Source organism: Flavobacterium hydrophilum, assembly GCF_003202405.1.
Lineage (GTDB): Bacteria > Bacteroidota > Bacteroidia > Flavobacteriales > Flavobacteriaceae > Flavobacterium > Flavobacterium hydrophilum.
The window spans coordinates 893,160-906,935 of sequence record NZ_QJHL01000001.1 but is presented as its reverse complement, the minus strand read 5'-3'; the positions used below and the strand labels follow the sequence as shown (position 1 = coordinate 906,935).

Annotated in this window: 13 protein-coding genes; 4 read left to right on the top strand and 9 right to left on the bottom strand. The window is 33.8% G+C overall.

Annotation, left to right across the window (positions count from 1 at the left end; all coding sequences use genetic code 11):
- Positions 1–84: 84 nt before the first annotated feature.
- Together DMB68_RS03650 and DMB68_RS03645 are read left to right on the top strand one after the other, a co-directional pair.
- Entirely contained in the window at positions 85–1,131 is a 1,047-nt protein-coding gene (locus DMB68_RS03650) for a formimidoylglutamase (protein ID WP_110345300.1), read from the top strand.
- Between the two features lie 124 nt (positions 1,132–1,255).
- Positions 1,256–2,506, top strand: a complete 1,251-nt coding sequence (locus DMB68_RS03645; protein WP_110345299.1) for a DEAD/DEAH box helicase — start codon at positions 1,256–1,258, stop codon at positions 2,504–2,506.
- A 37-nt stretch (positions 2,507–2,543) separates the two neighbouring features.
- On the opposite strand, the gene DMB68_RS03640 is transcribed toward DMB68_RS03645, so the two are convergent.
- The gene (locus DMB68_RS03640) at positions 2,544–3,824 is read right to left on the bottom strand and encodes a dicarboxylate/amino acid:cation symporter (protein WP_110345298.1); all 1,281 of its coding nucleotides are present in this window, start codon (positions 3,822–3,824) and stop codon (positions 2,544–2,546) included.
- A 50-nt stretch (positions 3,825–3,874) separates the two neighbouring features.
- On the bottom strand, positions 3,875–4,933 hold the full coding sequence (aroC, locus tag DMB68_RS03635; RefSeq protein ID WP_110345297.1) for a chorismate synthase: 1,059 nt from the start codon (positions 4,931–4,933) through the stop codon (positions 3,875–3,877).
- Between the two features lie 186 nt (positions 4,934–5,119).
- On the opposite strand from aroC, the gene DMB68_RS03630 reads away from it, so the two are divergent.
- Together DMB68_RS03630 and DMB68_RS03625 are read left to right on the top strand one after the other, a co-directional pair.
- Positions 5,120–5,947, top strand: coding sequence for a UDP-2,3-diacylglucosamine diphosphatase (locus DMB68_RS03630; protein ID WP_110345296.1), 828 nt, complete (start codon positions 5,120–5,122; stop codon positions 5,945–5,947).
- A gap of 153 nt (positions 5,948–6,100) precedes the next feature.
- Entirely contained in the window at positions 6,101–6,598 is a 498-nt protein-coding gene (locus tag DMB68_RS03625) for a hypothetical protein (protein WP_110345295.1), read from the top strand.
- 66 nt (positions 6,599–6,664) lie between these two features.
- Here the strand turns inward: DMB68_RS03625 and DMB68_RS03620 are convergent, their stop codons facing one another.
- The 7 genes from DMB68_RS03620 to DMB68_RS03585 form a co-directional block, all read right to left on the bottom strand.
- Entirely contained in the window at positions 6,665–7,090 is a 426-nt protein-coding gene (locus tag DMB68_RS03620) for a protease complex subunit PrcB family protein (protein WP_110345294.1), read from the bottom strand.
- 26 nt (positions 7,091–7,116) lie between these two features.
- Positions 7,117–8,253 (bottom strand): N-acetyl-alpha-D-glucosaminyl L-malate synthase BshA, encoded by a 1,137-nt coding sequence (bshA, locus tag DMB68_RS03615; protein ID WP_110345293.1) that lies wholly within the window; start codon positions 8,251–8,253, stop codon positions 7,117–7,119.
- Positions 8,254–8,796: 543 nt separating this feature from the next.
- Positions 8,797–9,279, bottom strand: a complete 483-nt coding sequence (locus DMB68_RS03605) for an ABC transporter ATPase (RefSeq protein WP_110345291.1) — start codon at positions 9,277–9,279, stop codon at positions 8,797–8,799.
- Positions 9,280–9,362: 83 nt separating this feature from the next.
- Complete coding sequence (locus DMB68_RS03600; RefSeq protein ID WP_110345290.1) at positions 9,363–10,154, bottom strand: (Fe-S)-binding protein; 792 nt, start codon at positions 10,152–10,154, stop codon at positions 9,363–9,365.
- Between the two features lie 67 nt (positions 10,155–10,221).
- Positions 10,222–11,553: a (Fe-S)-binding protein gene (locus tag DMB68_RS03595; RefSeq protein ID WP_110345289.1), complete on the bottom strand. Its 1,332-nt coding sequence runs from the start codon at positions 11,551–11,553 to the stop codon at positions 10,222–10,224.
- Between the two features lie 5 nt (positions 11,554–11,558).
- Positions 11,559–12,524: an MlaD family protein gene (locus tag DMB68_RS03590; protein WP_110345288.1), complete on the bottom strand. Its 966-nt coding sequence runs from the start codon at positions 12,522–12,524 to the stop codon at positions 11,559–11,561.
- Positions 12,525–12,574: 50 nt separating this feature from the next.
- Positions 12,575–13,708, bottom strand: coding sequence for an N-acetylmuramoyl-L-alanine amidase family protein (locus tag DMB68_RS03585; RefSeq protein ID WP_110345287.1), 1,134 nt, complete (start codon positions 13,706–13,708; stop codon positions 12,575–12,577).
- Positions 13,709–13,776: the final 68 nt, after the last annotated feature.

Here is a 13,776-nt window from a genome sequence, read left to right as displayed (position 1 = left end):
TTCTTAAAAACAAATTTAATAATTAATATAAGGTAATAACGTAAGTTACCACAATTATATTATTTTTGGATAATATTTTTTTATATGGATAAATTAATCCCTTTTACTGTTAATGATTTAGCAAAAGTTACAAATCACCGTAGCGGTGAAATAAAATTTGGAGAAAAAATGATTACTATTCCGAAAGGAGTAGAAATACTTAATTTTCTAAAAGAAAGTGATGCTAAATACGTGCTTTTGGGTATTCCTGAAGATATTGGTGTACGGGCTAATTACGGGAGACCGGGAGCTGCGTCTGCATGGGAATCTGCCATAAAAAGTATTGCAAATATCCAGCATAATCGTTTTTGTAAAGGGAATCAGATTATTGTGTTAGGCAATATAAATGTATCAGAACAAATGCGCGATGTTGAAAATCTTGATTTCAACGATATTGACGACCGCTCAAAACTGAGTCAGCTGGTTGAAAAAATAGACAAGGAAGTCTCGCATATTATTTTCAATATAATCAAAGCCGGAAAAACCCCAATTATAATTGGAGGCGGACATAACAACTCTTATGGAAATATAAAAGGTACGGCTTTAGCCAAAGGAAAATCAATAAATGCAATTAATTTTGATGCACACTCTGATTTCAGAATTCTCGAAGGACGCCATAGCGGAAACGGTTTTTCTTATGCGTATGAAGAAGGCTTCCTGAAAAAATACTTTATTTTCGGTCTTCATGAAAATTACACCTCAAAAAGTGTTTTGGATATTATTAAAAAACTTGAAGATCGCGTTCGTTATAATACTTACGACAGCATAAACATACGTGAGGAAAAAGATTTTAACAGTGAAATGATCTCTGCTTTGGAATTCATAAAAACTGATCCATTTGGAATAGAAATCGATCTCGATGCCATTCCAAATGTTGCCAGCAGTGCCATGACAATAAGTGGCTTTTCAATTGAACAATTGAGACAGTTCATTTCTTATTTCGGACAACACAAAAATGCTGCCTATTTACATATTTGTGAGGGAGCCCCTGATTTAGACAACTCTCCTAATAATCATTTAATTGGCAAACTTATAGGTTATCTTGTAACCGATTTCATTAAAGCAAATAATGAAAAAAACACAATTTCTTAGTTAATTTAAAACTTAACATTACACATTCATCAAATAAACCAAGATTCAATTAAACGATTGACCGAATAAAACTATCTTTGCACAGAATTTTAGTACTTAAAACTAAGTTCTTAATACACAAGATATGTTATTCGAAGATTTATCACTTTCAAAAAGTATACAAAAAGCCGTATTTGAAGAAGGCTACCTAAATCCCACACCAATTCAGGAACAAGCTATTCCAATTGTTTTGGCTGGCAGGGATTTGATTGGCTGTGCGCAAACCGGTACCGGAAAAACAGCTGCATTTGCTATTCCAATTATACATCAGTTACACCGAATTGTAGGCTCATCAAAAAAAGCAAAACAAATCCGTGCCCTTATAGTTACCCCCACACGTGAATTAGCTGTTCAGATTGGACAAAGTTTTGACACTTATGCCAAATATACCAATTTGACTCAATTGACTATTTTTGGCGGAGTTTCTCAGAATCCTCAGGTTGATACTTTAAAAAAAGGTGTAGATATTTTGGTAGCGACACCAGGCAGGCTTTTAGATTTACAAAAACAAGGTTTTCTGGATTTAGATCATTTGCATGTTTTAGTTCTTGATGAAGCAGATCAAATGCTGGATATGGGATTTGTAAACGATGTAAAAAAAATCGTAAAACTAACACCAAAAAACAGGCAAACGCTTTTCTTTTCTGCAACTATGCCAATAGCAATCCGGGAACTGGCTGAAATGTTTTTGACAGATCCGGAAACAGTAACAGTATCTCCTGTATCATCAACTGCTGAAAATGTAGAACAGCGCGTTTATTTTGTAGATAAAACTGAGAAGAGAAATTTACTCTATCACTTAATAAAAACAGAAGGATTATCAAACGTACTGGTTTTTGCAAGAACCAAGCATGGAGCTGACAATGTTGTTAAAGCACTGCGCAAAAAAGATATTCCTGCAGAGGCAATTCATGGCGATAAATCTCAAAATGCCAGACAACGTGTTTTAGATGCTTTTAAAAACAAAGAAGTTGGTGTATTAGTTGCAACTGATATTGCTGCGAGAGGAATCGATATTGATCAGCTACCATTTGTAATTAACTTTGATTTGCCTAATATTCCAGAAACCTACGTACACAGAATAGGAAGAACCGGTCGTGCAGGAAATGGCGGAATTGCAATTTCATTCTGCGGTAAGGACGAACATCCATACTGGAAAGACATTCAAAAATTAATAAAAGTTGATGTAAAAACAATCAGTGATCATCAATACCAATGGCATGCCGGAAGCCCTGAAGCAACTGCTGAAAAACCTAAAAATTCAAACAGAAGCGGTGGTGCTCATAAATCAAGAAAATCAAATGCTTCAAAACAAAATAAGAAACGCTGGTATTAACCAGCGTTTTGTTTTTATTGACTAAAATAATTTTATATTAATTTTCTGAAACTGATTCTAGATCTTTATTAGCCTCCCATTGTCCAACTACTGAAGTTGCCAGAGCATTTCCTAAAACATTGGTTGCGCTTCTGAACATATCACAAAAATGATCAATTGGTAAAATTAAAGCAATTCCTTCAACCGGAATATCAAACATACCACAAGTAGCAGCAACTACTACCAAGCTTGCTCTTGGAACACCTGCTATTCCTTTACTAGTTAACATCAAAACTAAAAGCATTGCCATTTGAGTTCCTAAATCTAAATGTACATTATAAAACTGAGCAATAAAAATACTGGCAAAAGTCATATACATCATACTCCCGTCAAGATTGAAAGAATAACCCAACGGAAGCATAAAAGAAACTATCTTGTCTTTTACTCCAAAACTCTCTAATTCTTCTGTCAATTTAGGAAAAACAGCCTCACTGCTCGTAGTACCAAAGGCAATTGCTAATGGTCCGGTAATGCGTTTTAACAATTCTGTCATTCTTCCTTTCAGAAAAATATATCCTATCGCAATTAACAAAACCCATAATGTGCTTATTCCGATTAAAAACGATCCGAAAAACTTGAAATAAGTAATTACCAATTCCTCAGCATCTCTTACTGCGAACACTGCTGTAATAGCACCAAAAACACCAATTGGAGCAAAATTCATCACATAATTCACCATCTTTAAAACGATGTGAGACAATTTATCAAAAGCTCCAATAATAGGCTTAACAGTAGAACCTAATGACGCCGCTGCTAATCCAAAGAATATAGAAAAAACTACAATCTGCAGGATTTCATTGGTTGCCATAGCTTCAATTATACTCTTAGGTACAATATGTTCAACAAAATTATCAAAAGACAGGTTTTGGGTTTTGCCTGTAACTTCAGAAGCAGTTGCCATATCAACGTTATCAAGTTTTAAACCTACACCAGGCTCTAAAATATTTACATAAAACAATCCAATTAACAAAGATATAAATGAAGCCGTAAAAAACCATCCTAGCGCTTTCCCCCCTATTCTCCCTACAGTTTTAATATCTCCCAGCTTTGCAATTCCTACGACCAAAGTGGTAAAAACTAACGGTGAAATAATCATTTGTACCAATCGAATAAAAATAGTAGCAAGCATTTTTATTTTTGTACTGAATGATTGGGCGGCCTCAGATGAAATCGTATTGTGCAATATAATTCCTAAAGTTGCTCCAAGAATCATTGCAATTAAAATTTGACCTGTAAGTCCGGAAAAAAAAGATTTTTTTTGCTTTTGGATTGTATCCATTATTATTTGAATTTATAATTAAAAAAAGACCCTCACTGCCTGCTTTTAAATTAATATGTTTTGTTGATTAAATAAAAATCAGCCAAAACAATAGCCGCCATAGCCTCAACAATAGGTACGGCTCTTGGTACCACACATGGATCATGACGTCCTTTTCCGGTCATGGGTGTAATATTTCCTTTATTATCTAATGAATCCTGAGTCTGCATGATAGTCGCAACAGGCTTAAAAGCTACCCTGAAATAAATATCCATTCCATTGCTGATTCCTCCCTGTATTCCACCGGAAAGATTCGTTTTTGTAGTACCGTCAGGATTGTATAAATCGTTATGCTCACTTCCTTTCATTTCTGAACCTGAAAAACCGCTTCCGTATTCAAACCCCTTTACGGCATTGATTGAAAGCATTGCTTTTCCTAATTCGGCATGCAGTTTATCAAAAACTGGCTCACCTAAACCAACTGGTACGTTTTGAATCACGCATGAAACTACTCCACCAACAGTATCTCCTTGTTTACGGATATCGCGAATGTATTCTTCCATAATTGCTGCTGATTTTTCGTCAGGACAACGCACAGGATTACTTTCTATTTTAGAGAAATCCAATTCCTGATACGGTGTATCTAAGTGAATTGGACCTACCGATGAAACGTAGGCATTAATCTTAATTTCAGGCAGCATTTGTTTCGCAATTGCTCCTGCTACTACTCTACTGGCTGTTTCACGTGCAGAACTTCTTCCTCCTCCGCGATAATCTCTGAAACCATATTTCTGATCATACACATAATCAGCATGACTTGGTCTGTAATTGTCTTTTATATGTGAATAATCATCTGATTTTTGATTCGTATTCGGAATAATAAACCCAATTGGAGTTCCGGTAGTTTTACCTTCAAAAATACCAGATAAAAACTGAACCGCATCCGGTTCTTTTCTTTGTGTAACAATTGCTGATTGTCCTGGTTTTCTTCGGGCCATATCCAATTCAATTGCTTCAAAATCAAGCTGAATTCCTGATGGACAACCGTCTATGATTCCGCCTAAAGCTTCCCCATGAGATTCTCCAAATGTGGTAACTTTATATAGTGTGCCGTAGCTATTTCCTGCCATTATAATTAGTTTTGAGCAAATGTAAGTTTTATGAATTAAATTAAAAAATTTTAAATTAGTATTAACCTGTATTAATCTCTTTTAAAAAATCATAATTTATTAAAATTGAAGCTAAATTGATAACCTTTTGATAAAATAAAACCCATTTTGGTTTACTTAATTTGTTAAACTTCAAATTAAGAAAAATTGAAAAAAAGAAATGTCGAATTAGTCATCATTTCCGATGTGCATTTAGGAACTTACGGCAGCCACGCCAAAGAGTTAAACAACTACCTTTCAAGCATTAAACCTAAAACATTAGTTTTAAACGGAGATATTATTGATGCATGGCAATTTAGAAAATCATACTTCCCAAAATCACATTTAAAAGTCATTCAACGCATAATCGGAATGGCTTCAAAAGGCACAAAAGTGTATTATATCACCGGAAATCATGATGAAATACTTAGAAAGTTTAGCGACATGAACATGGGTAACTTTTCTTTGGTAGATAAATTGGTTTTAGAATTAGACGATAAAAAAGCATGGATTTTTCATGGAGATGTTTTTGATGCATCCGTACAACATTCAAAATGGATTGCAAAACTAGGCGGCTTAGGTTATGACTATTTGATTCTGTGCAATCGATTTGTAAACTGGTGCTTAGCCAAATTAGGAAGAGAACCTTATTCTTTTTCCAAAAAAATAAAAGCCAGTGTAAAAAAAGCAGTTAAATTTATCTCTGATTTTGAAACGACTGCTACCGATCTGGCAATAGAAAAAAATTATGACTATGTTATTTGCGGACATATTCATGAGCCTAAAATTATTGAAAAAGAAAACAAACATGGTTCAACCTTATATTTAAATTCGGGAGACTGGATTGAAAATTTAACAGCTTTAGAATACCACAAAAAACGCTGGAAATTATTCTCTTATTCTAATGTTGACTTTACGGAATCCGAAGAGAATCTTTTTGAAATGGAAGATATTTTAACCACACAATTATTTACTTCCATCATAAACAAAAAGTAACTTTTTCACTACTAGCAACTTACTCAGCACTTAGCCTAAATCAAGGATTTTTTTGATAAAATATGGGAATTACATAACAATTTTAAACAATTTTATACGTTTGAGTTGAACAGTAATTGTAATTTTGAAAAAAAATTAATAACCTTTTATTTTATGAAAAAAATCATTTTATCTGCCATTATGCTATTAGGATTAGCATTTACGGCACAATCACAAGAAATTTCTAAACACGCATTGGGATTACGTCTGGGAGACAACAACGGATTTGGAGGAGAAATATCATACCAATTAGGCTTGAACCAGAAAAACAGACTTGAATTCGATTTAGGATGGAGAGATGATAGACATGTTGATGCCATAAAAGGAGTAGCTCTTTATCAATGGGTATGGAATATTGAAGGAGGTTTTAACTGGTATGCCGGTGTTGGTGGTGGTATTGCTGCCTGGGATTACGATTATAATGGCCCTGGAGGCGATTTTGATGACAGCGGAACCTATGTTTTTGCAGCCGGAGATATCGGTATAGAATACAGATTTAAAGAGTTCCCTCTTACGCTATCATTAGATGCCAGACCTGAAATTGGATCAGGATATTATGATGATGACAACTTTGGTTTCGATGTAGGTCTAGGAGCAAGATTCAGATTCTAAATTTCTAAATAAAATCAACTTACTTTATAAAAAAATCCTGTCGTTTAAATGCGACAGGATTTTTTTTTACTTAATAATAATTTCTTTTTTAGAATGTATTTTCACAACCGTATAAGGATAACTAATTACCTGCATCACCATAGCATCTTTGGCGGGAGCATTTTCTTTGACAGTAATAATTATGTTTTTATCAGTTTCTTCTACCTTTTCAACCCCTATTGAGTAGCCTCCGCTATTTTTTTCACCCATATTCAGAATCACATAATTTGAATTATTAATATCATCGTGTTTCATTTTATCCTTTAAAAGCGGATCATTCTGAAGCATTATGATTTCATTTGGTTCAGTTAGAATTTCAAAAAATTTAATATTTCCTCCACCATTAGATTGTTCTGTTAAAATTTCATACAATACGCTATTTGAATCTGATGTTTTTTTTGCTCCACAGGAAATTAAGACAAAAACTGCTAAAACCGAAATTACTTTTTTCATTTACCGTTTATTTTATAGGTTAAATTCTATTCTTTATAATCGTCTATTGCTTTTTGATATAACGCTTCATATATAGGTAATATGTTTTTAATATCGAATTTTTTTGCAACCTCTAAAGCATTGTCTTTAAACTCTTTTAAAACTTTGTCGTCTTTAAGGATTTTTATAGCATTGGAAGCCATTTCTTCAATATTCCCAACATCGCTTAAATATCCTGAAATTCCATCAAAATTCACTTCCGGCAAACCTCCTGAATTACTCGAAATTACAGGCACTCCACAGGCCATCGCTTCTAAAGCTGCCAAACCAAAACTTTCAGTTTCTGACGGCAGTAAAAACAAATCGGTCAAAAGCAAAATTTTATCAATTTCATTACTGTTCCCAAAGAAAATTACCTTATCCAGAATTCCTAATTCCTGACACAATAGCTCTGCATTTTCTTTTTCGGGACCATCACCAACCATCATTAACTTTGCAGGCATTTCTTTCTGGATATGATAGAATATTTTAATAATATCCGGAATTCTTTTTACCTTTCTAAAATTACTGATATGCGTAATAATTCGTTCATTTTCCTTTGCCATAACACTGCGGTGACAAGGTGCAGTGGGGTCTTTAACAACCTTATCCAGTTCAATGAAATTTGGAATCACCTTAATTTTATTCTTGATTTTGAATAATTTCAACGTATCATCCTTCAAACTTTGTGAAACCGAAGTTACATAATCTGATTTATTTATGCTGAAAGTCACAGCCGGTTTATAAAAAGGATGATTTCCAACCAACGTAATATCTGTACCGTGAAGCGTTGTAACCATCGGAAGGTTGATTCCTTCATTTTTCAGCATTTGCTTCGCCATATAGCCCGCATAAGCATGAGGAATAGCATAATGCACATGCAGCAGCTCAATCTTATATAATTTCACCATATCCACTAATTTGCTCGATAAAGCCAATTCGTAAGGCTGATAATGAAACAGAGGATATTCAGGAACGTTTACTTCGTGATAATGAACATTAGGATTTAAAAGCGCCAATCGTACGGGCTGGCTATAAGTAATAAAATGGATTTCGTGTCCGCGTCTGGCTAATTCAAGGCCTAATTCTGTGGCTACTACCCCACTGCCGCCAAAGGTCGGATAACAAACTATTGCTATTTTCATGTATTAAATTTAGTACTACAAAAGTATTCAAAAATAGCTTTTAATTGAAGGATTAGAATGTTACATTTTTTGTAAATCTTAGAGATACCAGATTAATAGATAGTTAGATTATTTAAATTTTTAGAGAATTAGAACTTACTTTCATCCTGAACACAGTTGAAAAGCTTTTACTAATAATTTTATCAGCAGCTGAACATTTATATTCAAAAGAACACCAGTCCCGCTGTCCGTTATATCTTTTATGGCGAACCCCGCCATAAAAGATATAACGGACAGCGGGGCTAAATTAGAGGTTTTGGTTTTATAAGAACTTAAAATTTTAAAATTCACTAAATACTTTTTTAATCAGGTGGGTGCAAATCATAAAAAATTCTACCTGTATAATAATCCACCACTAAATATACAATCATGATCAGAATGAAAAGTAATATAATTATTTTTATCTTTTTTATTTTCACATCTATTTTTTTATTAGCATATAAACAAACGGAAAAAGGCATAAAACTTAAATTTCATGCCTTTCAAATATCTTATATATTTCACTTAGAAAAATCGACTATGCCAGCTATCAGCAGCAGGAACTTCCCAGGATTCGTTATATTCTTCGATATTGTTTACCAGATTATTAAAAACAATCGTATTCTCAGAAACCGATTTGTCTTTAACCATTTTCTTAAAATCTATTAATGGTTTGTGTGCAATATGTTCACCAAGCTTAAAAGTAACATTCATTTTATCCAGTAAATCAACATTATATTTCTTCTCTAAACTCTGAATAAATTCAACAGAACTATCGATTGAACAACCCGTCGCCGCCTGCACATCCTGATTTACAGCCAAAATAATGAATCGGTTGTATTTCAGTTGATATGAAGCCTCCAGACTTGTTCCGTGCGCCGCCCAACCTTCGATAAAAGATCTTAAGTCAGCTTCTATTTCAGAAAATTCCTCCTCAGAAAATTTTCTGTTCGATTGATAAATCCAAACTCTGGATTCACCAGGTAAATTTTCAAAAGGTATATACATTTTAATTTTTCTTTAGTTTAATTTGCTTCAGGTTTAAGGTTCCAAGTTAAAAAACTTGTAAGCTTTGAATCTCAAAACCTTTATTATAAATCCTGTGCATTAGCAATCAATTCTGCAATATCCATCACCTTTACAGAACCTTCTTTTTCTTTGTTTTTGATACCATCCGTTAACATAGTATTGCAAAACGGACAACCAGCCGCAATAATATCGGGTTGGGTTTCTAATGCATCTTCGGTTCTTTCGATATTTACCTCTTTGTTTCCCGGCTCAGCATCTTTAAACATTTGTGCACCTCCGGCTCCGCAACATAACCCATTTGCCTTCGAGCGCTTCATTTCAACTAATTCAACATCCAGCTTCTGAATCAAATCTCTGGGTGCTTCATAAACTTTGTTAGCTCTTCCTAAATAGCAAGGGTCATGAAAAGTGATTTTCTTTCCTTTAAACTGACCTCCTTCAACAGTCAGTCTTCCATCATCAATCAATGACTTTAAAAATTCAGTATGATGAATAACGTCATATTGACCTCCCAATTCAGGATATTCATTTTTCAAAGTATTAAAACAATGCGGACAGGCAGTAACTATTTTTTTAGCTTCATATGCATTTAAAACTTCGATATTCATCATAGCCTGCATTTGAAACAAGAACTCGTTTCCGGCTCTTTTTGCAGGATCTCCGGTGCAACTTTCTTCTGTACCAAGTACAGCAAAAGAAACGTTTGTACGATTTAGAATTCGCACAAAAGCTTTTGTAATTTTTTTTGCCCTATCATCAAAACTTCCTGCACAACCAACCCAAAACAACACTTCAGGCTGTTTTCCTTCGGCCAGCATTTCTGCCATTGTTGGTACTACTAAACTTTCAGACATTTTCTTTTGTTGATTTATTAATCGATATTTTTAATTCGGCTAGACACTTAGAAATAACCTACTATTTTTAATTTTCGTTTTTCCAATTCAATCGATCTTGCTGACTGTATTGCCAAGGCGCTCCATTGTTTTCGATATTAGTCATCATTGCATTTAAAGACATTGGAGCGGCACTTTGTTCCATTACCAGATAACGTCGCATATCCATAATAATTGACAACGGACTAATATTTACCGGACATTCTTCTACACAGGCATTACAAGACGTACAAGCCCATAATTCTTCAGGTGTTATGTAATCATTCAATAATGTTTTATTATCCGGAACAAAAACACCTTTATTGGCATCGATATTTTTCCCAACTTCCTGCAAACGGTCTCTCGTATCCATCATAATCTTACGGGGAGACAATTTTTTACCTGTCTGATTTGCCGGACATGCAGAAGTACAACGTCCACATTCTGTACACGTATAAGCATTTAATAATTGAACCCAGTTTAAATCCTGAATATCACTTGCTCCGAATTTTGCAGGAACAGCATTTTCATCAACGGGAGTAGCTGCAAAGGGGTCAGCATTTGGATCCATCATCAATTTCACTTCTTTGGTAACAGATGCCAAATTATCAAATTGCCCTTTTGGTTTCAAATCGGCAAAATAAGTATTTGGGAATGCTAAAAGAATATGCAGGTGCTTTGAAAAATATAAGTAATTCATAAAACACAAAATACCAACGATATGCAACCACCAAAAAGCTTCGAATAATACAATTACCAATTCATTTGACAGACCATTAAAAATTGGCGCTATAAACTGACTTATCGGGAAACTTCCTGCTTTATGAAAAACTCCTCCCGGAACATTTTGTAAATGCAAATCAGAGGCGTTCATCAATAAAAATAAGATCATCAGAACGGTTTCGAAATACAAAATATAATTGGCATCACTTTTAGGAAACCCAGTTAAATCCGAATGTATAAAACGCTTCAGCCTAATCAGATTTCTTCTGATCCAGAAAACGGTTACAGAAAAAATTACAAGTATCGCTAATATTTCAAAGGAAGCGATTAAAACATCATAAACTCCCCCTAAATAAGGGGCAAAAATTCTATGAGTTCCAAACAAGCCATCAATAATAATTTCGAGCAATTCAATATTGATAATTACAAATCCAACATATACAAAAATATGAAGTATTCCTGCAATAGGTCGTTTTACCATTTTAGATTGCCCTAATGCAATCATCGCCATATTTGCCCAGCGTGCTTTAGGATTATCCTTTCTGTCAACATCAATACCTAAATTGATATTTCGAATGATTTTTTTTACACCTGAAGCAAAAAAAACAAAACCAGCTATCAGAACTATAGCAAACAAAATATTATCTAGATAGCTCATTTTTTTTATTTTTTAGTCGTCGGATTTTCATCTTCTGTTGGAGCTACATAAGGTTTGTTTTTCTTTCCAAAAACAGAAACATTTACGTAACGTGTTGGATTAAGGCGTACATCCTGCAATAATAATTCTAACTCTTTTGAAGTTTTAGACAAATTATTATACAACGCATCATCATTTAATAATTTCCCCGCAGTTCCTTTTCCTGAGTTTAAATTACTCATAATACCATCAACTTTCGCCAATGTCTGGTTTAGGTTTCTAACCGTTTTACCTAAATCAGCCTTGTTTAAAGAATCTGATATCTTATTGAAGTTACTTGACATTTTATTAAAATTCGTCACAACTCCGTTAATCTGACCTTTATTTGTATCCAAAATTGAATTAAGGCTTCCCGAAGCTCTGTGAAACTGCTCCATTGTCTGACTTAACTCTGACAATGATTTCTTTAGATCTTCCTGACCTTTTTTATCCAAAACATTGTTTAATCCTGAAACCAGCGTATTAATATTCGCAAGCATTAAATCTAATTTTTGTTGAATTGGCTCAATTTTACCTCCTAAAGATTCTGTCAATCCTAATTCCACAGTCGATTCGAGAGTTTGCCCATCATCAAGAAGATTTTTATCTGCCAGATTTGGAATAATTTTGATTTGTTTTCCTCCAATTAAACTTGGCGAATACAATGCAGCTTTGCTGGTTTTGGAGATAGGAAAATCAGTTTTCAACTGAAGTTCTACTAATAATTTACCTGTTGTTTCATTGATCGTAATTTTATTTACTTTACCAATTCCAAGTCCGTTTAAAGTTACGGGAGCTGATTGTGCCAAGTCTTCAACATTATCATATTCCACATATAATGTTTTGTAATTGGTAAAAAGGTCTTTGCCTTTTAAAAAACTATAGCCCCAAATAAATAATAAAATTGACGCGATGACTAAAATAGCCGTTTTAATTTCTCTTGTTAGTTTCAAAATTGTAAGTGTTTGTACAAAATTAATATAAATATTCGAACTGACCAGTATTATTTGATGGCGTCCTGAATATTGATTTTTTCACCATTTTTAGTAGCTACTAAAAAGGAAGCACCATATCCTTTATTTTTAGCTTCTTGCAAATATTTTTTAGCGATTTCGTAATCTGAAGTTTCCTGATAGAAATATTTATAAATATTGTTTTCATAAATCATCGTTACGTTTTTTAAGCCTTTAAAGTTTTTAGGCTCTAATGGTGTTTTTTTTATGCTGGCAATAAGCTGTACCTTAAAGAAAGTTCCTTTAGGAGCATCCTTAACCACCGCTTTTGGAGTAGTTTCTACTGTTTTTGGCTTTGCAGGAACAGAAGTATCTTTTGCAGGTTTTACTTCATTTACTTCAGGAGCGCCTGTTCCAAAGTATTCTCTTTTATAACTTAAAATCGCTTGTGCAATTGCCTGAGCGATATCATCCTGTCCTGCTTCTGAATTTAAAATATCTCCTTCAGCAGGATTAGACACAAATCCTGTTTCTACTAAAACTCTTGGCATATAAGCCTTGTGAAGCACCATAAAAGGAGCTTGTTTTACTCCCCCCTGACGAAGTTTTTTTCCTAATTTTTCAAAATTATCTTCAATTTTACTGGCTAATGAAATACTATTATCAAGATATTCTTCCTGCATCAACGTCATACCTATCATTGATTCCGGCGAATTGGGATCATAACCTTCATATTTACGTTTATAATCTTTTTCTAAAGTAATAACCGAGTTCTCTTTTTTTGCGGCTTCAAGATTCGATGCCACTTTACTCAAACCCATTACATAAGTTTCTGTTCCGTCTGCAGCGGTATTTTTATTGGCATTACAGTGTATCGAAACAAAAATATTAGAGTTGGCTCTGTTGGCAATATTGGCCCTTTCTACTAAATCGATAAAAACATCCGTTTTACGGGTATAAATAACGTGAACGTTTGGATTAAGTTCTAAAATCTTACCTACTTTCAAAACAATTGCTAAAGCAATATTCTTTTCAATACGACCACTATAAACAGCCCCAAAATCGTGATCACCATGTCCTGCATCAAGTGTCACCTTAAAAACATTAGACTGGGAGTAAGCAAAAAAAGACGTTATAGTTAGAAAAAAAATAAATATTAATTTAGTTTTGCTAAAAATGTTCATAAATCTAAAAGTTAATTTTAATAAAATGCAAAGCTATAATTTTTACAATTGATTATTTTTGCCAAAAA